Source organism: Collinsella sp. AF04-24 (assembly GCF_003465685.1).
GTDB classification, from domain to species: Bacteria; Actinomycetota; Coriobacteriia; order Coriobacteriales; family Coriobacteriaceae; genus Collinsella; species Collinsella aerofaciens_AP.
Genome location: NZ_QSBK01000004.1, coordinates 720 through 25,804, shown reverse-complemented (window position 1 = coordinate 25,804; position 25,085 = coordinate 720). Strand labels below are relative to the sequence as shown.

The window sequence follows — 25,085 nt, the reverse complement described above, 5'->3', positions numbered from 1 at the left end:
TAGAGGAGGATTGCTCATGAACCTCGTATTGCTCGGAGCTCCGGGTGCCGGTAAGGGCACCGTCGCACAGGAGCTCGTCGCCGAGTTTGGCGTCGCTCACATTTCCACGGGCGACCTGCTGCGTGCTGCCGTCAAGGGTGGCACCGACCTTGGTATTCAGGCTAAGAAGTACATGGACGCTGGCGAGCTCGTTCCCGACCAGCTCGTGATCGACCTTGTCAAGGAGCGCCTTGCTGCCGATGACGCCCAGCAGGGCTTCATCCTCGACGGCTTCCCGCGCAACACCGCCCAGGCTGTGACGCTCGATTCCGAGCTCTCCGCCATGGGTCGCGAGATCGATTGCGCCCTTCTGGTCGACGTGGCCCCCGAGGTCATCATCGCTCGTCTGTCTTCGCGTCGCACTTGCCGCGCCTGCGGTTACACCGGCACCGCTGCCGATGCTACCTGCCCCAAGTGCGCCGGCGAGATGTATCAGCGCGACGACGACAAGCCCGAGACCATCAAGAACCGTCTCGACGTCTACGAGAAGTCCACGAGCCCGCTCGTCGACTACTATCGTGGCCAGGGTCTGCTCAAGTCGGTCAACGGTGACCAGGCTCGCGAGACCGTGTACGGGGATGTCAAAGAGGCTCTCGGTCTATGATCAAGATTAAGTCTGCAACGCAAATCGAGCAGATGAAGAAGGCAGGAGCGCTATCTAAGATGGCGCTCCGCCACGTTGGAGCCATGGTGCGCCCTGGTGTTTCGACCTTTGAGCTCGATCAGCTCGCGGAGCAGATTATCCGTATGCATGGCGGCACCCCGGCCTTTAAGGGTTACGGCGGGTTCCCCGGTACCATTTGCGCATCGATTAACGATGCCGTGGTCCACGGTATTCCCAACCCCGACATGATCCTGCGCGATGGCGATATCATCTCCATCGATACGGGAGCTGTCGTTGACGGTTGGGTCGGCGATAACGCTTGGACGTTTTTTGTCGGCACACCCACGCCCGAGGCCAAGGCCCTGTGCGAGGTCACGCGCGATTGCCTTAAGGCTGCCATCGAGCAGGCTGTTCCCGGTAACCATATCGGGGATGTTGGTTACGTCGTTCAGTCCCTCGCCGAGTCTCACGGTTACGGCGTGCTTCGTGACTATGTGGGTCATGGCATTGGCCGCGTGATGCACGAGGACCCCAACGTTCCTAACTATGGAAAGAAGGGGAGGGGCGTTCGCCTCCAGGCCGGCATGGTCATTGCCATCGAGCCGATGGTTACGATGGGTTCCAACCATGTGAGCACGGGCTCCGACGGTTGGATTGTTACGACCAACGACCACCTGCCCGCCGCGCACTACGAGAACACCGTCGCCATTACCAATGACGGTCCGGTGATTATCACCACGGATGCCCAAGGTGCTTGGTGTTCGCTCCAAGGCGGAGAAATGTAACAAGTTCCACTTAGTTGTGGAGCCATTACGAAGTTATTACGATGCGTGCATACGTGTTGTAGAATACTCAATCGCTGTCGTTTTCTAGAGAAAGATGATTGCTTGTGAAGAAGGAAGACGCAATTGAGCTCGAGGGTACGGTAAAGGAACCGCTGCCCAATGCCATGTTTAAGGTCGAGCTCGAGAACGGTCATTCGGTTCTGTGCAACATTTCTGGCAAGATCCGAATGAATTACATCCGTATTCTCCCCGGTGACAGGGTTGTCGTGGAGCTTTCCCCGTACGACCTGACCCGCGGCCGCATCACCTATCGCTACAAATAGCGGCACGCATACGCGCACTCCATTTCCGACTGCAGGCTTAGCTCAACCTACGGTCGGATTGTGTGTGAAGACCAGCCATAGTTTTAAACGCCTGCGGCTGGGCGAGTAGATAGTAGGGAAGTAGTTTGAGCGCTACCGAAAGGAAGAACGATGAAGGTACGTCCTTCGGTCAAGAAGATGTGCGATAAGTGCAAAATCATTAGGCGCCATGGCAAGGTCCTCGTCATTTGCGAGAACCCCCGTCATAAGCAGCGTCAGGGTTAAGAGAGGAGACTACGTTGGCCCGTATTAATGGTGTCGACCTCCCGCGTGAGAAGCGCGTTGAGATCGGTCTGACCTACATTTACGGCATCGGCCGCACCACTGCGACGAAGATCTGCGTCGAGTGCAACGTTAACGTGGATACGCGCGTTAAGGACCTCACCGAGGATGAGGTTAACGCCATCCGTGATTATATCGATAAGAACCAGATCATGGTTGAGGGCGACCTCCGCCGTGAACGCAACCAGAACGTCAAGCGCCTTATGGACATCGGCTGCAACCGCGGCCTTCGTCACCGCAAGGGCCTCCCGGTCCGCGGCCAGCGCACCCACACTAACGCTCGTACCCGTAAGGGCCCGAAGCGTCAGATCGGTGCTAAGAAGAAGAAATAAGGAGCGCTAGATAGATGGCTACTGCTAAGAAGAACGTTCGCGCTGCCCGTCTGAAGCGCGCGGACCGTAAGAACATTTCCGTGGGCCAGGCTCACATCCGTTCTACGTTCAACAACACGATCGTTTCGATCACCGATCCCCAGGGCAACGTCATTTCCTGGAAGTCGGCTGGCCAGGTGGGCTTCAAGGGCTCCCGTAAGTCCACGCCGTTCGCTGCCCAGATGGCTGCCGAGGCTGCTGCCAAGCAGGCCATGGAGCACGGTATGAAGAAGGTTTCTGTCTTCGTCAAGGGCCCCGGCTCCGGTCGTGAGACCGCCATCCGCTCCCTCCAGGCTGCTGGCCTCGAGGTCTCGAGCATCCAGGACAAGACCCCCATTCCGCACAACGGCTGCCGCCCCAAGAAGCGTCGCCGCGTGTAACTGAAAGGATCGTATCAATATGGCAATCGACAGGACTCCTGTTCTTAAGCGCTGCCGTCAGCTCGGGATCGATCCCGCTGAGCTCGGTTACAGCAGCAAGAAGGAATCTATCCGTCAGCCCAAGCGCCGTCGCAAGGAATCTGAGTACGGCATGCAGCTGCGCGAGAAGCAGAAGGTCAAGTTCATCTATGGCGTTCTGGAGAAGCAGTTCCACGGGTACTTCAACAAGGCCCGCAAGATGAACGGCGTCACCGGTGAGAACCTCATGATCATCCTTGAGTCTCGCCTCGACAACGTCGTCTTCCGTCTTGGCTTCGCCCGCACCCGCAAAGAGGCTCGTCAGTCCGTCCGTCACGGTCACTTCACCGTGAACGGCAAGCGCGTGGACATCCCGTCCTACCGCGTCAAGGCCGGCGACGTCGTCGCTGTCGGCGAGAAGTTCCGTGACCTCCTCCCCATCAAGGAGGCTCTGATTTCCTCCGAGCGCTTTGAGGTCCCTGGCTGGCTCGAGGTCGATATCGAGAAGCTGTCTGGTAACGTGCTCGCTCTGCCGACGCGTGAGCAGATCAGCGGTGATATCAACGAGCAGCTCATCGTCGAGCTCTACTCTAAGTAGTCCATCCGGGCTGCTGAGGCTGGAGGTAATACATGTCAGAATTCATTAGGCCTCAGGTTCAGGTCGAAGAGATCAACGAGACGTCTGCTCGTGTCTCCGTCGAGCCGCTCGAGCGTGGTTACGGCGATACGCTGGGTAACTCCCTTCGTCGCGTTCTTCTGTCCTCGCTCGAGGGTGCCGCCGTCGAGGCTATTCAGATCGATGGTGCGCAGCACGAGTTCATGACCATCCCTAACATGGTCGAGGATGTCACCGACATCGTCCTGAATGTCAAGGGTCTTGTCTTCAGGGCTCTCGGCACGACCGACGAGGCGACCGCCACCATCTCGGTTGACGGCCCCTGTGAGGTCACCGGTGCGGACTTCTTTATTCCGTCCGAGTTTGAGCTGGTCAACCCCGAGCAGCACATCGCTACGCTCACCGAGGGTGGCCATCTCACCATGAGCATGCGCATCGGCTATGGCCGCGGCTATGTTTCTGGCGAGGCCAACAAGCGCGACAACGATCCCATCGGTGTGATCCACGTCGACTCGCTGTACTCGCCGGTTTCCCGTTGCGCCAAGCTCGTTGAGGCTTGCCGTGTCGGTCAGCACACCGACTACGACCGCCTTGTCCTCGAGATCGAGACCAACGGCTCCATCGCCCCGCGCGACGCCGTGGTCCAGGCTGCCAATATCATCAACCAGCATATGGCCGCCTTTATGAACCTTGCCGAGACCCCCGAGGTCGAGGAGGAGGCTTCGATCTTCGCTCCCGAGGTCACCAACGACAACGCCGAGCTGGACAAGCAGATCGAGGATCTGGACCTTTCCGTCCGTTCCTACAACTGCCTTAAGCGCGCCAGCATTCACTCGGTCCGTCAGCTCGTTGAGTTCTCGGAGAACGATCTGCTCAACATCCGTAATTTCGGTGTTAAGTCGATCGAGGAAGTGAAGGACAAGCTTGAGTCCATGGGCCTGAGCCTGAAGGCTTAATGCTTCGCATATTTGAGGAGAAACTAGACCATGCGTCACAACGTTAAGAAGGGCCTTAAGCTCGGCACCGATGCGAGCCACACCAAGGCCATGAAGAAGAGCCTTGCTAAGGCCCTCTTCGAGAACGACCGCATCAAGACCACCGAGACCCGCGCTAAGGCGCTGCGTTCGGTCGTCGATCCGATCATCACTTGGGCCAAGAAGGGCGACCTGCACTCTCGTCGTCTGGCTATCGCCAAGCTCGGCGATAAGCAGCTCGTTGCCGAGATCTTCGACAAGGCTGCTCAGGGCATGTGGCAGGACCGCAACGGCGGTTACACCCGCATCATGAAGCTCGGTAACCGTAAGGGCGACAACGCTCCCATCGTTATCATGGAGCTCGTCACCGAGCCTTGCACGCCTAAGGCCAAGAAGGCTGCTCCGGCCCCCAAGAAGGCCGCTGCTCCCAAGAAGGTCGAGGCTGTCGAGGAGACCGCTGCCGAGGAGGCTCCTGCTGAGGAGACCGCTGAGTAGACATTCCGTCTGCATAGGCTATATTCGAGGGGTACGTTCGCGTACCCCTCTTTTTTTGTCGCGATACCGTTGCTTGTTTGTTGGGAGCGCCCATGACTGCGCCGTCTGATTTCAATTCGATTTCCGAGCTTGACGCCACGCTCGTATTTCGCGTGGCCTATGATGGCTCGTCGTATAGCGGATTTGCCGAGCAGCCGGGACAGACGACGGTTGCGGGTGAGCTACGTCGAGCCATCGAGACGCTGCTTCGCCGCCCGATCGATCTGACGTGTGCGGGGCGTACCGATGCCGGCGTGCATGCCGTGGCTCAGTACATCAGCGTGCCCGTAACGGACGCTGAGCTCGCTTGTACGCGCCGTAGGTGGCTGCGGGCTATGGATGCCCTGCTGCCCAAAGATATCGCCATAAACGAGGTCTACAAGGCCCGTAAAGGCTTTTCTGCGCGTTTTGACGCGCGTTCCCGTACGTATACGTACCGTATTGCCGATCGAGATGCGCGCCCCGTGCTGTCCCGCGGTGCCGTGTGGTGGCATCGCTATCCCTTGGATGTTGAGGCTATGTCTGCTGCCTGCCCCGCTCTGCTGGGCGAGCAGGACTTTAAAAGCTTTTGCAAGGTTGCTTCGGCCGTTGGCAAACCCACGCATCGCTGCGTGATGCGTGCCGAATTTGGCCATGAGGTTGCGTTTGGCGAGGACATCCTGACGTTCACCATCGAGGGCAATGCGTTTCTGCATTCGATGGTCCGTACGATCGTGGGCACGCTTGTCGAGATTGGCATGCATCGCCGTGAACCCGGGTGGATGCGCGAGGTTATCGATGCTTGCGACCGTACCGCTGCGGGCCCCACGGCTCCTGCCTGCGGCCTTACGTTTATGGGCGTGGATTACGATCCCGCCGAGCTTGTCGTGCTCGACTAGGGGAGGGCTCGACGCGTCGTGCGTCGACACCTGCCATCTGTGGGCTGCGCGTGTGCAACATCTGTTCTTGGCGTGCAATACAACCGGTGTCTCATTGCTTTTATTGCCGGGGTGTACCATGAACCACGGTTTTATTCATTGCTGTCGAGAGGACGGATAATTTGGTTCGACGTGGCTCGCATCCGCGACTTTCGGTGATCCTTGTGGTAGAAGGTTCGCCCAGCTATGCGATGCGTGCGCTCGAGAGTATCCAGAACCAAGACCTCTACGATTTGCAGATTGTCGTTGTCTGTCGCGATGCTGCGCCCGGTGTGCGCCATTCGCTTCAAGTTGCTGCTGACAGGGACATCCATATTGATTTGATTGACGTCGAGGACGCGACGCGCGGCGCGTGTCTTCGTGCCGGTTTTGCTGCCTCGCGCGGCTCTCAAATCATCGCCATGAACGCCGATGAGTGGTTTGCTCCGCAATCCCTTTCCAAGATGGTCGATATCGCGTGCGATACTGCGGCAGACATAGTGTTCCCCACGGTGTCGCTCGACCGCTATGATGCACATCGAGAGCGCCATTCGCGCGTCTTGGATGCTACTCATATTTCCATTGATAGCAAATCTTCGATGGTGGCCGGGCTGCCCCAGTTGATTTTAGGCGGCTTGGTTGCTCAAGTCTCTGGCGTGATGTATAGCCGTCCGCTGTTTGAGGCATGCCTTTTGTGCGACAAGGCGTTTCGCACAGTTGGGTTTATGGCATGCGCGCTCTCGCAGGCGCAGCGCGTCTCCGGATGCGGCAACGCTTGTTTCCACACGGTGGCGCCTAAGCTTACAGATGCCTTTGATCCCACCATGTATGCCAAGGTATCCGATGACACCCGGGCGCTCGACGAGCTTGCGGACTCACTCTCGGAAGCAGATAGCGGTGGTCGGCTCAAGCTGGCAAGCCAAAAGTTCTACTTTGCCGGACTGGTCGCCTGCATCGAGAATTTGTGTCTGAGCCCGCATGGAGTGTCGTCAATCGAGCGTTCCGCCCGCATGCGTGATATGCTCGAGGCGCCTCGAACCCGTCAGATGGTCGCCGCGCTCAAGGATAACCATCGGGGGCTCGGTCTGTTGTTTGGGCCGATCGCCAGCGCTAAGCCCGCGCGCTGCGTGATGTGTACGCATCTGGCAGCTTTTCTTAACCGTACGGGCGCAAAAACCGCCTAAACGGCTCATTACGAAACAAACTTGCATAGAATTGTTTCGAAATGCGTTCTTATTCACAAAAGCCTTCAAATAGCGCTAAACTATTCAAACACTGATTGATTGTCTCCGCCATCTTTTGGAGAGAGGGTTTGTATGGCTAAAAAACGCAATGGGCGCCAGGATGCCATTAGAGATATTGTGCGCAATAAGGATGTCCGCACGCAGCGCGTGCTGGTCGATGAGCTCCGTGCTATGGGCTTTGATTGCACGCAGGCGACTGTCTCTCGCGATATTGCCGACATGGGGCTGCGTAAGCTCCCTGAGGGCATCTATGTTCTGGCAGAGGACCTACACCTGCAGCGTATGGTTTCCGAGCTCGTAACGGGCGTTCTGCGTACCGATAATCTGGTTATGATCAAGGCTCAGCCTGGCACGGCTTCCGGCATCGCCGCCGCCGTTGACGCGGCCGAGTTGCCCGATGTGCTTGGCTCGCTTGCCGGCAACGATACGATTTTGGTTATTGCCCAGACGGCCGAGGACGGCGAGCGCCTCGAGGCACTGATCAATAAGCTGAGCAATTCTCGCAAGTAGGCGTGCGGGTCGTGCGCTCGGCACTTCGTGCACTGACATAGTGGCTTGTAAGGGGTATCGACGTTGGTCGGTACCCCTTTTTGATTGCCGGTATAAAGACCGCCCACCAGGTCGCTTCAAACTAAAAGGCCCCCGAGCAGTTCAATAGGCTGCTCGGGGGCCTTGTTGCTTATGGCCGGATGATTTCTAGCCGACCGTATCGTCAGGCGTGGGCGAGGGGTCGGGAGTGGGCGTAGGCGTAGGCGTAGGCGTGCCGCCATCGCCGCCGGTCGAACCACCAGTGGAGCCGCCCGTCGAACCACCGGTCGTACCGGTGCCGCCGGTGGTGTCACCGCCCGTGGTCTCGGTGGTCGTGGTCGTCGTGGTCGTCGTTGTGGTGGTTTCCTCTTCGTCCTCGTTCTCGTCCTTGTCGTCGTTCTCCGTCTTCTTGGTGTTGTTGGTGCCGTAGAACTTCCAGACGCTGTTGTTCTTGTAGGTGGGCGCCGTTCCGGTCGCAAACTCCTCGCGCTCGGTACCGGTCAGAACGGTGTTCATAAACCGCTTAAAGACAGGCAGGTTGGTGCTGTCGCCCAGCAGGTCCGTGCCGTACTTTTGGATGGGGATCTCGCCCGCGGAATAGCCGGTCCACAGGGCGCACGCCAGCTGCGGGGTATAGCCGCAGAACCAAAGGTTGGTGGTGTTGTCGGTGGTGCCCGTCTTGCCGGCATAGGGCTGGTTGACACTCAGGGCGCCGGCAGCACCCGTACCGCTGCCCTTCATGACGCCGGACAGAACATCGGTGACCGCGGCGGCCTCGCCCTCGGTAAGCACCTGTGAGGGATTGTCGGTGTGCTGGTACAGCACCGAACCGGTACGAGAATCAATCTCGGTGATGGCGATCGGCTGGCGATAGTAGCCGCCGTTGGCAAACGTCGCGTAGGCGGCGGCCATCTCGAGTGGCGAGATCGAGCCGGTGCCGAGCGTCATGACGGGAACGTCCTCGATGTTGTCCTTGGCGGGGTCGATGCCGAGCTTTTTGACGAGCGAGATGATCTTGCTGTTGCCGACGGCTTCCGCCACCTGGATGTAGCCGGTGTTGGAGGAGTATGCCGTCGCCTGCTTAAGCGTGATGTTGCCGTAGCTCTGGTTGGCGTAGTTTTGGACCTCGGTCGTGGTGCCCTTGGCCTTGAGCGGCGAGTTGCAGTTGAGGGTGACGTTGGGGTTCATGCCGTTTTGGATGGCAGTTGCCAGCGTAAAGGCCTTAAAGGTGGAGCCGACGGGACGCTTGGCCGTGGCATGGTTTACGTGGTTCTCGTCGGCGTTGTAGTCGTAGCCGCCCACCATGCACTTGATGTAGCCGGTCTTGGGGTCGACGACGACCATGCCCATGTCCAGGCCGTCAAGCGAGAGCGTGTCGAGCTGCTCGCGGACGGCATTCTCTGCCACCTGCTGCATCGTGGGGTCGATGGTGGTCTTGACGGTCAGGCCGCCCTTAAAGAGCACGTCGGTCGAGAACTCCTGCTCCAGCAGCTGCTTGACGTAGGAGACAAAGTAGGGCTGCGAGTATACGTCGACGCCGCTGCCCGAGATTTCGGTCACATTGAGGGTGATGGGCTCGGCCTGTGCGGCATCGTGCTCCTCCTGGGTGATGTGGCCCAGGCGCAGCATGTTGTCGAGAACCTTGTTGCGGCGAGACAGTGCCAGATCGGGATTGACCGTGGGGTCGTACTGCGAAGGCGAGTTGGGAAGGCCGATGAGTAGCGCGGCCTCGCTCAGGGTGAGGTCGGCGGCGCTCTTGGACAGATAGGTCTCGGCTGCGGCCTCGATGCCGTAGGCGCCGTGGCCGTAATAGATGGTGTTGAGGTACATCATGAGGATCTCGTCTTTGGAGTACATGTCCTCCATCTTGATGGCGATGTAGGCCTCGCGCACCTTACGCTCAATGGTCGAGTCGAATTGCTCCTCCTGCAGGATGGTGTTGCGCACAAGCTGCTGGGTGATCGTCGAGGCGCCTTCGTGCCCGCCGCCGAGGGTTGCCACCGCAGCACGCGCGATACCCCACAGGTCGATACCGCCGTGCTCGTAGAAGCGCTCGTCCTCGACGTCAACGGTGCCCTGCAGCACGTAGGGGGAGACCTCGTCCTTGGTGATGGACTTGCGGTTTTGCGTGTAGAAGCTCGCGATCTTGTTGCCGTTACAGTCGACGATCTCGGTGGGCTCGCTCACCAGATACGCGTTGGCGTCGGTGTAGTCGGGCAGATCGGACAGCCAGCGGTTGACGTTACCGACCATGCCGATGCCAAACGCCACGCCCGCAATCAGCAGAAAGCCCAAAAACGAGAGCAGGATTATGGGCAGGGCGTGCGTCTTTGAACGGCTGTGTCCCTGTCGTTGGCGAGGACCCATATATTGACCTCCAGGTATGTCGTGCCAGACGGTGGATGTGCCGTCGGGGCAGGATGGACATAAGTTATTACACGATAAACCAAACGGGGCGCGCGAGGCCTCGTGTATGCTGGAAGACGGCATTTTTCAGAGTGAATGCATACCTTGGTAAGGAGTTTGTCGATGGCGATTCGGACGATGGGGCCGAGCGGACAATACGAGACTGGATTGGATGTTGTCAGTGCGGCGCTGCCCGAGCTGCTGGCGCCGGCGGGCGGACTCGACCAGATGCTTGCGGCTATCGCCGCGGGTGCCGATGCCATCTATGCGGGGTTGGGCGGCTTTAACGCCCGTGTGAGCGCCCATGGCTTTACGGATAACGAGTTTGCGCGCGGCTGCGCCGTGGCGCATGCCCATGGCGTGCATGTGTACGTAACGCTCAACGTGTTCGTGTTTGACGATGAGTTGTCCGACGCGGTGGCGTTGGGAGCTCATGCACTGGAGCTGGGCGCCGATGCTCTGATTGTCGCCGATGCCGGGTTGGCCTGCGCGCTGCGCGCGGCGATTCCCGGGGTCGAGATTCACCTGTCCACGCAGGCGGGCGCTCATAGCGAGGGTGCCGTGCGGCTTGCCGCCGATGAACTGGGGGTCGAGCGCGTGACGACGGCACGCGAGCTGACGGTCGACGAGATTGCGGCGCTATGTGCCACGGGCGTGCCCATCGAGGTATTCTGCCACGGTGCGATTTGCATCGGCTATTCGGGGGCGTGCGAGTTCTCGGCCCTGCGGCGTGGGCGCTCGGCGATGCGCGGCGACTGCACGCAGCCGTGCCGTCTGGCGTACGACCTAGTGGACGAGGCGGGGCAGAGTGTTGTTGCCGTCGAGGGAGACCGCCTGCTTTGTCCGCGTGACTATCTGGGTATCGCGCACCTGCCCGAGCTTGTTGCCGCCGGCGTGGCATCGCTCAAGATCGAGGGACGCATGAAGAATCCCGATTACGTATTCAACGTGGTGAGGGTGTGGCGTCGGGCACTCGATATGCTGTGCGACGGCGCGTGGGACTCCGGTGCCGTGGAAGAGCTTGAACGCGAGCTGGGAAGGTCGTTTAACCGTGGGTTTACCGATGCTTACCTGCGGGGTCGTTCGGGTGCCGAGCTGATGAGCTTTGAGCGCGCGATCAACCAGGGCGTGCGCGTGGGGCGCTTGGTCGCTGTGGGCCACGAAGAGGTGACCGTTGAGCTCGATGCCGCCGTGGCGGCGGGTGACACGCTCGAGATTCGGTTCTATCCGGGTGTCGACGCGCGTCCCGATGTGCCCAAGCGCTGGCCGCAGGTGCCCTGCCCGGTGGATGCCGCAGCGGGGAAGCGCGTCGTCGTGCATTGCAAGCGTAAGGTGGACGCGGGCTGCGAGGTCTATCTGATTCGCAGCGCCGGCGTGTTGGATCAGACGACGGCGGTGTTGGAGCGCATGCGGGCCGAGGCGGATGCGATTGCGCCCGTTGCGCGTGCCGTTGAGGTGCTGCCCTTTGAGGACGCTGCGGTGGATGGCGGCGCGTCGACGGAGTTGGCGGGGTCGGCGGGGCCGGTAAAGCGCGAGGATTTTGCTCGTATGGTCTTTGCCTGGGAGCTGATGGATGTGGGTCCGCGCGATGAGCGAGATCTGTCCGATACAACGGTGGTGCTCGACGAAGTGTGCCGCGCGGGCGACGCCGAGCGGACTCGGGCGCTTATGCAGCGTGCCGGGCGCGTCGTCTGCCGCAATCTGGGACAAGTGGCGATGGCCCGCGAGCTGGGCACAACGTTTGACGTGGCGGCGCCGGTGTTCTGTGCCAATCGGGCCACGCTTACCTGGCTGCGCGGACTCGGTGCGGGGCGGGTGTGCTTGTCGGCCGAGTTGCTCGGCAATGATGCGGAGCGTGTTGCCGAGCTTGCCGCTTGCCCCGGTGTCTTGGGGCCTGTCGATGCCGACCGTCCCGAGATCATGGTGTGCGAGCACTGCTTGCTGACTGCCGAGGGCGCCTGCGCCACGGATGCAACGGGGCGGGTCCGTTGCCGTGACTGCTCGCGCCGTCAGCAGGCGCGCTTTTTGGTCGAACGTGACGGCACGCGTTTGCCGGTCGTTATCGACGCGTGCGGCAGGACGAGGATTTTCCTGTCGTAGGTGTTCGGCCGCGCCGTTTTGGTTATTATGAGTGGGTTTATGAACTTCGAGCACCGCCGTATCCGGTGAGGGTGCTATAGCAAAAGGAGGATACCCAATGCTGTCTGTCGACGAGCAAATGCGTATCATCACCTCGGGCGCAGCGCAGATCGTCCCCGAGGCCGACCTTCGCAAGAAGCTTGAGAAGGGCGAGCCCCTCAACATCAAGCTCGGCGTCGATCCCACCAGCCCCGACCTGCACCTGGGCCATGCCGTGCCCCTGCGCAAGATGCGTCAGTTCCAGGACCTGGGCCACAAGGTCACCCTCATCATCGGTAACGGCACCGCACTGATCGGCGATCCTTCGGGCAAGAATTCCACCCGCCCGCAGCTTTCGCAGGAGCAGATTGAGGCCAACGCCGAGACCTACGTGAGCCAGGCCATGAAGATCCTGGATCCCGAGAAGACCACCATCGTGCACAACGGCGACTGGATCCTGTCGATGGATCTGGCCGGCCTGCTGCAGGTGTGCTCCAAGTTCACCGTCGCCCGCATCCTCGAGCGCGATGACTTTACCAAGCGCTACCAGTCCCAGACGCCGATCGCCCTCCACGAGTTCCTGTACCCCGTGATGCAGGCCTTCGACTCCGTTCAGATCAAGGCCGACGTGGAGATGGGCGGCACCGACCAGCTCTTCAACCTGCTCGCCGGCCGCGAGCTCATGGAGAAGATGGGCATGGAGCCGCAGATCGCGCTTACCATGCCGCTGCTCGAGGGCACCGATGGCGTGCGCAAGATGTCCAAGTCCTACGGCAACTACATCGGCCTGACCGATGCTCCCAAGGATATGTTCGGCAAGACGATGTCCATCCCCGACGAGATGATCGGCAAGTACTATCGTCTGGCCAGCTCGCTCACCCCGGCCGAGGTCGACAAGATCGACGCTGCCCTGGCCGACGGTTCCGCCGATCCCTATGAGCTCAAGCGCGCGCTGGGCCGCGACCTGTGCGACACCTATCACGGCGCCGGTGCCGGTGACGAGGCTCAGGCCGAGTTCGACCGCGTGTTCAAGGAGGGCCAGCTTGCCGACTTCCCCGAGAAGCATGTCGAGCTGACCGTCAACGACGAGGGCCAGATCTACCTCGCAGGCCTGCTTAAGGACCTGGGCCTTTCGGCGAGCGCCGGCCAGGCCCGTCGCGACATTGACGGCGGCGGCGTCAAGATCAACGGCGAGGCGGTGGCTCCCAAGAGCTACAACATCGACCCGAGCGCCCTCAAGCTGGGCGACACCCTCTCAGTAGGCAAGCGCAAGGGCTTTAAGTTGGTCTAGCAAGTAGGTCAACCTAACATGTGCAATAGGGCCGCAGCCGGAACGATTCCGGCTGCGGCTTTTTTGGCACTTGGGGACGTTCCTTTTGTGCCGGCACTTTGGGACACTCCTTGTCATTGGTGCAAAGTAACCTGTCCCCATTGCGCCAAGCGGCGTGTGCCGTTAAGCGGACGGGGTGTTAGCGGGACCTTCTTTTGGGCATACAATTGCTATTGGCTTGCTGCGGTGAAGGCTCGTCCGCTCCGCAGTTATTTCTACAGTTAAAGGAGTATGTATGTCCGTTGAGGTCATGAGGTCTGTGATCGATGCTGCCGAGGGCCGCGTGCCCGTCGACACGCTGTTTACCAATGCGCAGATTGTCGACGTATATGGCCAGCGCGTGGCGCCCGGTAGCGTTGCCGTCAAGGACGGCGTAATCGTCGGCGTGCTCTACGACGGTCGCGACGATGCCGCCGGCACCTACGAGGCGGCTGAGGTCATTGACTGCCAGGGTCGCTATATCGCCCCCGGCTTTATCGACGGACATCTGCATATCGAGTCCTCGAACATCCGTCCCGCCGAGTATGCGCGCATGGCGGCGACGCGCGGCACCACCACTGCCATCGCCGACAGCCACGAGATCGCCAACGTTTCCGGCCTGAACGGCCTGCGCTTTATGATCGAGGACGGCCGTCGCGCGCCCATTTCCATCAAGTACATGATGCCCTCGTGCGTGCCCGCGCTGCCCGATGAGCAAGCGGGCGCTGTGATTACCGCCGCTGACATGCAGGCGTTTTTTGCCGAGTATCCGGGCGATGTCTTTGGTCTGGGCGAAATGATGAACCTGCCGGGTGTCTTTATGGCCGATCCTGAGACCTGCGCTCGCATCGACGCTGCCAACCAGACGCCGTCCAAGCAGGTCGACGGCCATGCGCCACTTGTTGCCGGCAAAGACCTCAACGCCTATGCCGCAGCGGGTATTATCGCCGACCACGAGTCGACGATTCCCGAGGAGGCGCTCGATAAGCTGTCCCGCGGCATGTATGTGATGCTGCGCGAGGGCACGTGCAGCCACGACCTGGCCAACTTGTCGCCGATGCTGCTGGAGAACCCCGCCCGCGCCCGTCGCTGCTGCTTTGCGACCGACGACCGTGCTCCTTCCGACGCGCTTTCGACCGGTATGATCGACAATGCCTGTCGCGTGGCTATCGAGGCCGGCATCGACCCGGTGGTCGCCATCTCCATGGCGTCCCTTTCTACGGCTGAGGCATTTGGCCTGGACCACGGCTGCCGCGACCCACACGAGCTCCGTGGCGCGATCGCCCCGGGCAAGTGCGCCGACCTGCTGGTGCTCGATGACCTTACGTTTGCCAAGGCTCCGCATCGTGTTTATGCCGCCGGTGCCCTGGTGGCGCAGGATGGCACCTTTGTGGGCGAAATTGCACCCGAGATGGCCGAGGTTGCGGCCCTTGCCGATGAGCTGCGTGCTTCCGTTAAGCTGCCGAAGCTATCGCTCGACGTGTTCGACTATGCCTTTAAGCCGGGCGAGGCCGTGATCGACGTGGTGCCGGGCAAGGCCATCACGGGCATGGCTCGTCCCGAGAATGCCGAGGGCCTGCGCCGCATTATGCTGATCGAGCGCCACGGCCGCGGCTTGTCACTGCAGGCCGAGGGGGCCGACGGTGATGGCCCTGCGGGCCTGGGTCTTGTTGGCAAGCACATTGGTCGCGGCTGGGTGCGTGGCTTTACCATTACGGGCGGTGCCATCGCCTCGACGATCGGCCACGACTCGCACAACGTGTGCGTGGTGGGCGACAACGCGGCCGATATGATGGCTGCCGTTGAGGCCGTGGGCCAGGGCGGCCACGTGCTGGTGCGTAACGGCGAGGTCGTGGCGCGCATTCCGCTGGCGCTCGGTGGCCTTATGAGCGAAGGCACGGCCGAGGACGTTGCCGCGCAGCACGACGACTTTATGGTCAAGGCACGCGCCATGGGTATTGAGCCGCCGCTCGACCCCATCATGGGCATCATCTTCCTGCCCCTGCCGGTTATCCCGACGCTCCGCATCCGCCCCGAGGGCATGTTCGACGTTACAACCTTCACCTACGCCGACTAGTCATCGGGGTGGCGTGTCGCCTGACGCCGCGACCGTGAGACCTCTGGCATGTGTGAGCTATTTGCCAGGTCCTTGTAACGTTTACGCCCGCGGAGTCTTATTTGAGCTCCCTTTGGGTACGTTGGAATCGGATACACGTTCGATTCCAACAAGCCCGAAGGGAGCTTTTCTATGTTTAAACTGATTGCATCCGATATGGACGGCACGCTGCTTGACGAAAACGGCCAGGTGCCTCCCGAGACCTACGAACTGATTCTGGCGCTACACGAGCATGGCGTGCATTTCGCCGCATCGTCAGGTCGTCGCTACGATCGCCTGTGCGAGTTCTTTGCGCCCGTTCGCGACAAGATGGACTTTGTCGCCGCTAACGGCGCCCAAGTCTACGCCGACGGTAAGATGGTAGACCGTGAGGTGTATTCGCACCTGGCGATTCGAAGGCTCGCCCAGGCCGTCGCGACGTTTCCCAATCTGCATCTTGCGCTCTTTGACCGTACCAAGTCCTTCCTGCTCGATGACGAGAGCAAGTTCGTGCGTGAGGTCGATAAGGACCTTCCCAATGCCGAGCGCATTTGGGAGCTGCCCGATCCCAGCGTAAATATCATCAAGGCGAGTATCTTTTGCGACGACAGTGCGGTTATGGACAGTGCGTACGTGCTACAGCGCGAACTTGGTCAGCTCTTTACTTTTGCGCCTTCGGGCAACGCGTGGATCGATGCCATGCAGCCTGGTGTGTCGAAGGCCTCGGGTATCGCGCAGCTCGCGGAGCATTACGGCATTGGTCGCGACGAGGTCATGGCGTTTGGCGACTCGATGAACGACTACGAGATCATTCGCTTTGTCGGCACGGGCTGCGCGATGGAAAACGCGCGCCCCGCGCTTAAGGCGGTGGCCGATCGCGTGGTGGGTTGCAACCGCGACCACGCCGTCCAGCAGGAGCTCCGTCGCGTGCTGGAGAGTCTCTCCTAATTCGGCAGATGGGGACGTTCCTTTTCTGCCGACAGTGGGGGACAGTCCTTGCAGCTTTTTGCGAAGAGTGTCCCCAGTGACTAGTCGTTTAAGAACGTCCCCAATGACTGACCAATGACTAGGCGAGGGCGGCCATGATGGTGCGGGCGACGCCGTCGTGGTCGTTGTCGTATTCGGTGATGGCGTCGGCGGCCTCGCGATCTTCGGGCTCGGCGTTGATCATGGCCATGCCATGGCCCGCTGCCTGCAGCATGGGGATGTCGTTGATGTTGTCGCCGAACGCCCAGGCGTCGGCGAGACGCTCGCCCAGATGCTCACACAGCCACGTGAGGGCCGTTCCCTTGGTGGCGCCTTCGCCCATAACCTCGATATTCATGGCGTACGAACGCGTGACCTCAATGCCTCCGAGCGTGTCGAGCGCCGCCGCGATGGCGTCGCGATCGGCGGGGTCGTGCCAGTACATAGCGATGCGTTCGAGCGTCTCGACCTCGTCGATTTTGCTGTCGATATTCATGTCGATCGGCGTTCGTGTGCGCTTGAGCGAAGCCGCGATGTGGGGGTCGCCGCCACAGAACTCATCCAGACGCCCGTATAGCGAGCGGGGGAGGAAACACTGCCCGTCCGCGAAGATATCGAAGGTGACGTCATGGCCGGTGGCAATGCTATGGACGTGGTGGGCGATGGCGCGGTCGAGCGGACGGCTCAAGATGCACGTGGCGCGCGAGGCGTCGGTGGGCGTATCCTCGTCGAGCTGCCAGACGCTGGCGCCGTTGGCACAGACCGCGTAGTGCACGGCGGGATGGGCGAGAATGGGCTTAAAGATGCCCGACAGTGGACGTCCCGTGCAGGGAACAAACTCGATGCCACGACGTGCGAGCTCGTCGAGCATCGCCCAGGTGGCATCGCTCATTTGCTTATCGCTCGTCAGCAGCGTCCCATCCATATCGGAAAACACAATCATTTGATGCAGCCCTTTCTACTGGCATAAAAAGCGTGGCCGAGGGCTTGGGTCCCTGGCCACGCTCGAGTTCTATAACGGTCCGCGTCCTAGCGGTCGGCGAGCGGCTTGTACTCCAGCGGCTCGATCACCGGACGATAGGCGGGGCGGATGATACGGTGCGCGCAGAAGAGCTCTTCCATACGGTGTGCCGACCAGCCGGCCATGCGGGCGACGGCGAATAGCGGCGTAAAGAGCGTTTCGGGCACGCCGAGCATCTTGTAGATAAAGCCCGTGTACAGGTCGATGTTGGCGCAGATGGGCTTGGTCATGCCGTGGTCGCGCATGACCTGGGGTGCCAGGCGCTCGATGCGCTCGATGAGCGCGAACTCATCGCCCAGGTTCTTCTTGGCGGCAAGTGTGCGCGCGTAACGACGGCAGACCTCGGCGCGCGGGTCGCTGAGCGTATAGACGGCGTGGCCCATGCCGTAGATGAGGCCCGTGCCGTCGAAGGCCTGCTTGTCGAGGATCTTGCCCAGGTAGGCCGCGACCTCGTCCTCGTCCTCCCAGTTGGAGACATGCGCGCGGATGTCCTCGTGCATAGACACGACCTTGGCATTGGCACCACCGTGGCGCGGGCCCTTGAGCGAGCCGATAGCCGCGGCGTAGGCGGAATACGGGTCGGTGGCCGAAGACGACAGCACGCGGCAAGCGAAGGTGGAGTTGTTGCCGCCGCCGTGCTCGGCATGCAGCATGAGCATAACGTCGAGCAGCATCGCCTCATCGCGGGTGAACGCCATGCCGCCGCGCAGGACCTGTAGGATGGTCTCGGCGGTGGAGAGACCGGGCGTAGGGTGCGGCACGTGAACCTCGGAGCCGCGAAGCTTGGCGACCGAGGCCATGTGTGCGAAGGCGGCGATGCGCGGGAGACGTGCGAGCATGGAAATGGCGACGTCGATTTCGTGCTCGGGCGTGATCACGTCTGGTTCGGCATCGAAGGCGTAGAGCAGCAGTACGGCGCGCTGGAGCACGTTCATGATGCTCGACGATACCGTGGTCATAGGGAACTCTTTAACGTACTCGTCGCTCAGATGTCTAAAGGCGCCCAGGCGCTCGCAAAAGCCGTCGAGCTCTTCCTTGTTGGGCAGCGAACCCGTGATAAGCAGATAGGCGACTTCCTCGTAGCCGTAGCGATTCTCGGCCTGGGCATTGTTGACCAGATCCTCGATGCTGTAGCCGCGAAGCGTGAGCTTGCCCTGATCGGGCACGACTTTGCCGTCGACCTTGTTGTAGCCGTGCACATCCGAGATACGAGTGAGGCCCGCGACCACGCCCGAGCCGTCGGCATTGCGCAGGCCGCGCTTGACATTGTGCTCTTCGAACAAGCCCTCGTCATAAGGGTCGGTCGGCAGGCCGTGGTAGAGACTTTCGCTCTCAGACGAAATCTGGCGGCTTGCTTCGTAATCCAGAACCAGTCGGCTCAAGTGGTCATCGAAGCGGTAATAGATTTTCTTGGCGTCGTAGGCCATGTGCGCTCCTCTCCGGGCCGTGTGGGGGCGGCGTGCTTGAGTGCAGATGCGCCGGCCTGTTCCTGCACGGCCTGTTCGCTACAGGCGGTACATAAAGTTAAAGACGTCCTCGCGCTGGATGGACACGTTGACGCCCGAAAGCTCGCCGGCCTCGGCCAGGGCCTTCTGCAGCTCAGCGAAGTCGAGCTTGGACTCGGCGGTATCGGCCAGCATGGTCATGGTGAAGATGTCCTCGATAATGGACTGCGTGATGTCGCGGATGTCGACGTTGGCCTCGCCCAGGACGCGGGTGACGCCGGCGACGATGCCGGGGCGGTTCTTGCCAAGGACGGTGATGACGATACGGGAGGACGAGATCTCGGCCATGGGAAACCCTTTCGCGTGATTGCGGCGCGCGCGGGGCGCTCCGCTACGGTACAGTGTTCATCATTGTACCTGTCTGGCGCAAAAAAGGCGCGCTCGCTGCGGCGTTACATGCCTGCAACATGAGCGTAAGGGGGAAGGCCGTACGGGGAAGAGCCGTCTGGCGCGTGTCCGGCTCGTGTTGGGTTGATTTCCGATCTCAGCCGAACACATTGAGCGGACAGGCCGTTCCCGCAGTCAGCCGAACGCCTCCGACGGCTGATTCCGAACTGGAAGCGGAGGGCATCCCCGCCCTTCGGTAGGGGATACCGCTCCGCGGCGCATGCCGCGGGCGGCGCCCCTATCGGACCACCGTGACCTCAGTTGGGATGGGCCCAGCACTGCCGCGTACTCGGTGAGCTAGAGCCAACTGTTCGTCTTCACGTCGCGTATGGCGATATTTCGGTCGTCCGGCTCGGTGATGTCGTAGCCGAACGCCTGGAGCGTCTCGATGGACTCCTGGATCCTCTGTTGGAACATGGGACCCGGATCGACCCTCGGCCCGAGGTGCCCGCGCCAAAGGCACGGCGTGGCGCGCAGCATGTTATGGATTTTGGAGATGGGCTCGATGTCGGCGTAGACGTTGAGCGTCGCCATGGCGTCCTTGTGGCCGAGGATCGATTGGAGCGCCTTGATATCGCCGCCTTGGCGGATCCACTGCGTTGCGAACGTGTGGCGAAGGCCGTGGAACGTGATCAGCTCGTCGTTGGTGCCCATGAGGCCGTTGGTCTCCGAGAACGTCTTGAACGCCCTGCGGATATAGCTTGTCGTCGCGAAGGTCGCGCCCGGCTCCGACAGGATGTAGCAGTCCCCGATCTCGACCGCCCCGGTAAGGCCGCGCAAGCGCAGCTTTCCGCAGTCGATCTCGTGGGTCTCCTTCAGGAAGGGGAGTAGGCCGACCGAGTCGATGGGGATACCCCTGGCGTTATGGGTCTTGGTGTCCTTGATGAACGAACCCATTCCCTTCGCGTACGCCACCGAGTGTCTGATCGAGATCAGGCCCGTCTCGAAATCCACATCGCACCACCGAAGGCCGCAGACCTCGCCGATTCGCATCCCCGTGTGCAGGGCGAGTACGACCGCCCTCTAATCCTCGGCGGACCAATCGAGTCCGAACTCCTTTCGGGCATCCTCTTCGCTCATGACTTCGAGAAGGTCTCCGGGTTGGCAACGAAGGGCGAGGCATAGCTGCTCGAGTGTGTTGAAGCGAATGCCGCGAATATGCCCTTTTTTAATACGGGACAGGTTCACGGGCGTGCTTCCAATCCTTTCGGCAAGTTCGTTCGAGGAAATCTTTCGCTCGGCCATGATCTTGTCGAGGCGAACAATTACGGGCATGGCGTTTCCTTACGCAATCTCGTCGGAGTCGAGGTACAGCTCTCGGGCGTACAAGAAGAGCTGGGAAAGCATGAACAGGACGATGCCGAGAACCAGAGAGGTCCAATCGAATGATGAAGCGATCTCTTGGGCGCCGACGGCCCCCTCGCCGCCAAACATCGAAACGGAGGTTTTGAGTGAGCCGGCGTAGAGGCTGGTGGCAGCTTGAACAACGAAGAGAATGCCGAGCACCTTCAAGCATGTCGCAGACCCTTTCTTGAAGGGGTCTCCGCTCTTGATCGTCCACACGAGAACGGCGCTGAGGATGGTCGTAGCGATACCGATGACGGCAGGGACCAATGTCGAGATCGCAAGGGCTGGATACGCGGGGGAGTCTGCAATTACAGGGTTGTCGAGCACTTCGATTGCTGGCTTTAAGGAGAACGCCACTTGTGCGATGGCGGTGGCGCAAAGGGTCGCAGAGGCTATCGCACATGCGATGCGGAAGGAATGAAGCCGGGGAGTGCGATTGTCGGAACTCATAATAACCTCCGAAGAATTTAAAAAACTCAGGTTACTTTTTAACAGTTTATGTTAAATTGACTTTGCCGGCAAGTAATCACAGCGTGCTGCAACCGAAACCCCTCTAGATTGGAGAGGATTATGTTCAGTACTGTTAAGTCGTGTAAGCTCTTGGTTTTCCTCGGCCTCGCTCTTTGTCTGTTGCTGCCGGGAGCCCCCGCTTTTGCGGATACCCCGATGCCTCCTTCCCAGGAGAGCAGCCAGTGTGCCCTCGTTGAGCCCCTCGGGTATACGGACGACGTCGTCGATACCTACTGGAGCTACAGCTGTCCTCGCGGCGTAAGCGGGCACAGCATCTCGATGTTCAACATCTCTTACAAGACGATCTCCTACCGAAATGGCTATCGCCGATCCGCGCATCATAGGGAATCCCGCCTCGCTGCAATGTGCTCCTGTGGTGTTCTTGGCACAACTGATAAATGGCAATTTGTCTATAGCACCTACTAGATGCGAGGAAGGGCCGAGCATTTTGTTCGGCCCCTCTGTTCCGACTGGATGAGGTTAAGGTTGGCGATGAATATGCTCAAAATCTCGAAGGCGATCTTTAGGTCGCTTCTCTCCTCCAGGTCGCTCTGTGTTGTCGTTGTTGCGTTGATGGTTCTTTGTGCTCTGCCCGTCTTCAGGAGCGCGGCTGGCATCGACGGACGGGTCGAATACCTCGAGTCGGGAATAACCCGTGTTGAGCAGGAATTGTCAGCATCCTATGCGGATGCGCTTGTGAATGCGGGGGAGGACGGTGTCTATACCTCTTCATCAAGCATGCCCGCGCTTCTGTACCCTCTTGCCGCGGGACGTCTTATCTTGGCACCGCTCTCTCCCCTACTTCCGTTTCTGCAGATATCGGATGGAGAGTACACCTATTATGACGGATCGAAGGAGTACTTGCTATGGGTCGCAACGGCCGTTGCCGTCTCGTTCCTTGCCGCGCGTCTTAACAAACGTGAAAAGCTCATCATCCAGGCACCGATGGGCGAGCTGGGTAGACTTGTTGCATCGAGCGTATGGGCGAGTGTTTTTGCAATGCTTGCCGTCCTCGCCATCAATCTTCCAGGGATAATCGCCGCGCTTGTGAAGAATGGCCCGGGCTCGCCGTTCTATCCGATAGGCTACATTCAATATGCGACTCCGGTTATCAAACCGGCTTGGCTGGTGTTCGCGCAGACGGCCATCTTGCAATTCTTGGTGGCAGCGTTCATCTCGCTTGTCGTTCACCTTGCCGTGAAGATTGCCAATAACCCTACGCTTGGAATCGTGTTCGTATGTGCCCTGATGGGGGTGACGATGGTTCCCGGGTATTACGGAAGATCCATCGCTTTACGTGAGTTCGCCCTGTTGAATCCCCTTACGTATGCGAACACTGAGTTGACCGTCGGCGCCTATAGCCCGTACCCGACAACGCAGATAGTGAATCTGCCTGGACTTTGCTTCGAGCGTGGCGCGATTGCCCTCGTATGCGCAATCGGGATCGAGGTGCTGGCAATTAGCCTGCTTTGCGTTGCTGGAAAGAGCGGCTGCGCGTGCCCGATATCCCCGATTTGTCTTGAGAGAGGTTCCTTCACTGCATCGAGAACGGCAACTCGTTCGAGCGCTTGTGCCTCCGCCGTTGCATACGTAAGAACGATGGGGAAACTGCTCCTGCGTTCTCCTACCCTCGCCGTATGCGCGATTGCAATGTCGACGACGATGCTGGCCCCGGCTCTGGTCGAGATGTTTCCTGACGCTGATAACGTTTCCGCTGTTCGGTATAGGGATGGGGAGCTCCGTTCAATAGATCGGTATCTAGAGCAGAACGCTGCGAATATGGACGTCGAGGGCAAAGCGGCCCTGGAAGACATGCGGGATGCTCTTTCGGGTTTCGTGTACGCGCCTATGCCTGCGGAGGGGTTTCGAAGCCTTGCGACGTACGAGCGCGCTCGAGGTGAGCTGGGCGCGGCAGATGCGACTCTCCTGCAATCGATCGGAATCGAGCCGGAGACTCCTTCTCGTGCGGAGGCGCGCGCCCTTCTGCTTGAGTCGATCGCGAGCTTGCCGGACCCCAAGGTTTACGAGTTAAGTACGAAGATGCCCCCATTAATCCTCCTTTCGTATCTCCAGGCAGCGCTTCCCTCCTTATTTTTGCTGTTGCCCGTGGTTGTCACATCGCTCGCGTGCACCCACCTGCAGTGTCGTTCCCTTCTGGTTCTCCAGATCCCCGCAACAGCGCATGTGCGTTTTCTGACGGCTGTTGCGCTGGCTCTCCTGCTTGGCTTGGTGCTGCTTTTGGTGTCGATGGTTCCCGCTGTCGTTGTGTCCGTGATTAAGAACGGTGCGGGTGGATCGGAGTATCCCGTCGCTCTCATTCGGGCGGGAGCTTCGACAACGTCCATGGTGGGGGAGGCGGTGTTGTGCAGTATTCCGTTGCTGGTCATGGCATACGGCGTGATTTCCGTCGTCGCTGCGTTGACAGCAGCGATTAGCCGCAACCCCGTTGTCACCGGAATGGTTTGCGCGGTTCTCTTGGTGTTGGGTTCGTTGAGCGCTCATGTTGAAAGCGTGGGCATGGGCGTCGCGCTGCTGGCTCCATTCGCCTCGTTTGATCCCGCTTCCCAGGTGGGGACGATTGGGTTCCTTGGGCGAGGGACGAACGCGATGCCTTTTGGAGAGGTCGTCGGCGCATCGGGCGCTCTGCTGGTGGTCTTGGGCGCCGTATCTCCGTTGATGGTGCGCCTGAGTGTTCCAAAGATCGAAAGGGGATGATCTCGATGATTGACCTTCAAACGCTGACGATCTCTTATGGAAAGAAGGTGCTCGTAGATTCGGTGAACGCTGAGTTTGCCCCGGGTACGGTCTACGGTCTCGTCGCTCCGAACGGGCATGGAAAGACGACGTTGCTGCGTGCGATGGCAGGTTTGCCGGGTCCTCGCGTGGACGGGAGCATCGTTCTGGATGAGGTGCAGGGTACGGGTGCGAGAGAGGTCCGTTCTATGATCTTCTATGCACCTGGTGAGGGGACGCTGCTGTATCCCGGATTGCGTGCGGAAGATCACCTCAAGATGGTTTGCGATATGTGGCCGCATGCTCGCGATATCGAAGAGATAGTGGAACAAACGCAGATAGGCGAGTTCGCGAAGATGAGGATCCGCACTCTGAGCCAGGGCATGAAGCAGCAGCTTACCCTGGCGATTGCGTATGCGACGGGCGCGCGGTACCTTCTATTAGATGAGCCCATGAACGCGCTCGACCCCAGCAGGGTGGACTTGCATTCCGAGATTCTCAGGAAGCTGGCCGATTCTGGTACGTGCATCATCATGTCATCCCACATCTTGGATTCGGTCGATAGGCTGTGCGATGAGATTCTGTTTTTGAAGGATGGGAGGCTCATTAGAAGCATTCCGCAAGATGATGCTGCGCCGAAGTCTCCTGGATCCCATTTCGCAAAGCCTGCCGGACGCGCCGAGGGTGCGCTAAGCACGTATCGGCGACTCTACGAAAAGGGCGGGTAGAAATGCAAGTTAAAAATCTATGTGGCCAATGTGATACCGTTGAACCCGCGTATCGATACCGCTCAGCCATTCGCCTCGCCCCCATCGCACGCATCTTCATTCGGTCTGTCATTATTAATCTAACAATTCTTTGAGGAACGTAGGTGCTTCTAAATGTACTGTCGACTTCTTCTCAAACTAATCCTAAGAGACAAGGCCGTATGGATTTGTACGCTCGTGCTTGCTGCAGCCTTTTCCGTCCCCATTGCGTTCAATTCACCCATCTACGGGCCCTTCTTTATGAAGCAGGGCATGCAGGGCTTTGTCGACGCATTCAATACGCGCGCG

25 protein-coding genes are annotated in these 25,085 nt (G+C 60.0%); 18 read left to right on the top strand and 7 right to left on the bottom strand.

Going from position 1 to position 25,085, the window contains the following annotated elements:
* Positions 1–16 precede the first annotated feature (16 nt).
* From DWV32_RS02215 to DWV32_RS02160, 12 genes are all read left to right on the top strand, one after another.
* Complete coding sequence (locus DWV32_RS02215; RefSeq protein ID WP_117757073.1) at positions 17–643, top strand: adenylate kinase; 627 nt, start codon at positions 17–19, stop codon at positions 641–643.
* Positions 640–1,428 carry a type I methionyl aminopeptidase gene (gene map, locus DWV32_RS02210; RefSeq protein ID WP_117757072.1) on the top strand — a complete coding sequence of 263 codons (789 nt, stop codon included), beginning with the start codon at positions 640–642 and terminating at the stop codon, positions 1,426–1,428. The genes DWV32_RS02215 and map overlap by 4 nt, the downstream gene beginning before the upstream one ends.
* A 104-nt stretch (positions 1,429–1,532) precedes the next feature.
* Positions 1,533–1,751, top strand: a complete 219-nt coding sequence (gene infA / locus DWV32_RS02205; protein WP_035137443.1) for a translation initiation factor IF-1 — start codon at positions 1,533–1,535, stop codon at positions 1,749–1,751.
* Positions 1,752–1,901: 150 nt separating this feature from the next.
* Positions 1,902–2,015, top strand: a complete 114-nt coding sequence (rpmJ, locus tag DWV32_RS02200; RefSeq protein WP_006363204.1) for a 50S ribosomal protein L36 — start codon at positions 1,902–1,904, stop codon at positions 2,013–2,015.
* Between the two features lie 14 nt (positions 2,016–2,029).
* A complete protein-coding gene (gene rpsM / locus DWV32_RS02195) occupies positions 2,030–2,404 on the top strand; it encodes a 30S ribosomal protein S13 (RefSeq protein WP_022094275.1) in 375 nt (124 codons plus the stop codon).
* A gap of 14 nt (positions 2,405–2,418) precedes the next feature.
* Positions 2,419–2,823 carry a 30S ribosomal protein S11 gene (gene rpsK / locus DWV32_RS02190; RefSeq protein ID WP_006235274.1) on the top strand — a complete coding sequence of 135 codons (405 nt, stop codon included), beginning with the start codon at positions 2,419–2,421 and terminating at the stop codon, positions 2,821–2,823.
* 19 nt (positions 2,824–2,842) lie between these two features.
* Entirely contained in the window at positions 2,843–3,439 is a 597-nt protein-coding gene (gene rpsD / locus DWV32_RS02185; protein ID WP_006235275.1) for a 30S ribosomal protein S4, read from the top strand.
* Positions 3,440–3,471: 32 nt separating this feature from the next.
* Positions 3,472–4,413 carry a DNA-directed RNA polymerase subunit alpha gene (locus tag DWV32_RS02180; RefSeq protein WP_006235276.1) on the top strand — a complete coding sequence of 314 codons (942 nt, stop codon included), beginning with the start codon at positions 3,472–3,474 and terminating at the stop codon, positions 4,411–4,413.
* Between the two features lie 30 nt (positions 4,414–4,443).
* The gene (gene rplQ, locus DWV32_RS02175) at positions 4,444–4,926 is read left to right on the top strand and encodes a 50S ribosomal protein L17 (RefSeq protein WP_089573564.1); all 483 of its coding nucleotides are present in this window, start codon (positions 4,444–4,446) and stop codon (positions 4,924–4,926) included.
* A gap of 92 nt (positions 4,927–5,018) precedes the next feature.
* Positions 5,019–5,843: a tRNA pseudouridine(38-40) synthase TruA gene (gene truA / locus DWV32_RS02170; RefSeq protein ID WP_117757071.1), complete on the top strand. Its 825-nt coding sequence runs from the start codon at positions 5,019–5,021 to the stop codon at positions 5,841–5,843.
* Positions 5,844–6,046: 203 nt separating this feature from the next.
* On the top strand, positions 6,047–7,045 hold the full coding sequence (locus DWV32_RS02165; protein ID WP_147327783.1) for a glycosyltransferase: 999 nt from the start codon (positions 6,047–6,049) through the stop codon (positions 7,043–7,045).
* Positions 7,046–7,177: 132 nt separating this feature from the next.
* Positions 7,178–7,615 (top strand): arginine repressor, encoded by a 438-nt coding sequence (locus tag DWV32_RS02160; RefSeq protein ID WP_006235280.1) that lies wholly within the window; start codon positions 7,178–7,180, stop codon positions 7,613–7,615.
* A gap of 186 nt (positions 7,616–7,801) precedes the next feature.
* Here DWV32_RS02160 and DWV32_RS02155 read toward each other — a convergent pair whose 3' ends face one another.
* Complete coding sequence (locus DWV32_RS02155; protein WP_117638128.1) at positions 7,802–10,000, bottom strand: transglycosylase domain-containing protein; 2,199 nt, start codon at positions 9,998–10,000, stop codon at positions 7,802–7,804.
* A gap of 162 nt (positions 10,001–10,162) precedes the next feature.
* On the opposite strand from DWV32_RS02155, the gene DWV32_RS02150 reads away from it, so the two are divergent.
* The 4 genes from DWV32_RS02150 (at position 10,163) to DWV32_RS02135 (ending at position 16,509) form a co-directional block, all read left to right on the top strand.
* Positions 10,163–12,139, top strand: coding sequence for a U32 family peptidase (locus tag DWV32_RS02150; RefSeq protein WP_158566027.1), 1,977 nt, complete (start codon positions 10,163–10,165; stop codon positions 12,137–12,139).
* 97 nt (positions 12,140–12,236) lie between these two features.
* Positions 12,237–13,448, top strand: coding sequence for a tyrosine--tRNA ligase (tyrS, locus tag DWV32_RS02145; RefSeq protein ID WP_117638126.1), 1,212 nt, complete (start codon positions 12,237–12,239; stop codon positions 13,446–13,448).
* Between the two features lie 274 nt (positions 13,449–13,722).
* Positions 13,723–15,543 carry an adenine deaminase gene (locus tag DWV32_RS02140; RefSeq protein ID WP_117638125.1) on the top strand — a complete coding sequence of 607 codons (1,821 nt, stop codon included), beginning with the start codon at positions 13,723–13,725 and terminating at the stop codon, positions 15,541–15,543.
* Positions 15,544–15,714: 171 nt separating this feature from the next.
* Complete coding sequence (locus DWV32_RS02135; RefSeq protein WP_117638124.1) at positions 15,715–16,509, top strand: Cof-type HAD-IIB family hydrolase; 795 nt, start codon at positions 15,715–15,717, stop codon at positions 16,507–16,509.
* Between the two features lie 118 nt (positions 16,510–16,627).
* Here DWV32_RS02135 and DWV32_RS02130 read toward each other — a convergent pair whose 3' ends face one another.
* The 6 genes from DWV32_RS02130 to DWV32_RS02105 form a co-directional block, all read right to left on the bottom strand.
* The gene (locus DWV32_RS02130) at positions 16,628–17,470 is read right to left on the bottom strand and encodes a Cof-type HAD-IIB family hydrolase (RefSeq protein ID WP_117638123.1); all 843 of its coding nucleotides are present in this window, start codon (positions 17,468–17,470) and stop codon (positions 16,628–16,630) included.
* Positions 17,471–17,556: 86 nt separating this feature from the next.
* Positions 17,557–18,975, bottom strand: a complete 1,419-nt coding sequence (locus DWV32_RS02125) for a citrate synthase (RefSeq protein ID WP_117757069.1) — start codon at positions 18,973–18,975, stop codon at positions 17,557–17,559.
* Positions 18,976–19,053: 78 nt separating this feature from the next.
* Entirely contained in the window at positions 19,054–19,341 is a 288-nt protein-coding gene (locus tag DWV32_RS02120; RefSeq protein ID WP_006235289.1) for an ACT domain-containing protein, read from the bottom strand.
* 396 nt (positions 19,342–19,737) lie between these two features.
* Positions 19,738–20,445, bottom strand: a complete 708-nt coding sequence (locus DWV32_RS02115; RefSeq protein ID WP_255413137.1) for a site-specific integrase — start codon at positions 20,443–20,445, stop codon at positions 19,738–19,740.
* Between the two features lie 18 nt (positions 20,446–20,463).
* Positions 20,464–20,715, bottom strand: coding sequence for a helix-turn-helix transcriptional regulator (locus DWV32_RS02110; protein ID WP_117757067.1), 252 nt, complete (start codon positions 20,713–20,715; stop codon positions 20,464–20,466).
* A 9-nt stretch (positions 20,716–20,724) separates the two neighbouring features.
* Positions 20,725–21,237 (bottom strand): DUF2975 domain-containing protein, encoded by a 513-nt coding sequence (locus DWV32_RS02105; protein WP_006235293.1) that lies wholly within the window; start codon positions 21,235–21,237, stop codon positions 20,725–20,727.
* Between the two features lie 552 nt (positions 21,238–21,789).
* On the opposite strand from DWV32_RS02105, the gene DWV32_RS02095 reads away from it, so the two are divergent.
* Positions 21,790–24,012, top strand: coding sequence for a hypothetical protein (locus DWV32_RS02095; RefSeq protein WP_117734371.1), 2,223 nt, complete (start codon positions 21,790–21,792; stop codon positions 24,010–24,012).
* A 5-nt stretch (positions 24,013–24,017) separates the two neighbouring features.
* Positions 24,018–24,758: an ATP-binding cassette domain-containing protein gene (locus tag DWV32_RS02090; protein ID WP_117769450.1), complete on the top strand. Its 741-nt coding sequence runs from the start codon at positions 24,018–24,020 to the stop codon at positions 24,756–24,758.
* Positions 24,759–25,085 lie beyond the last annotated feature (327 nt).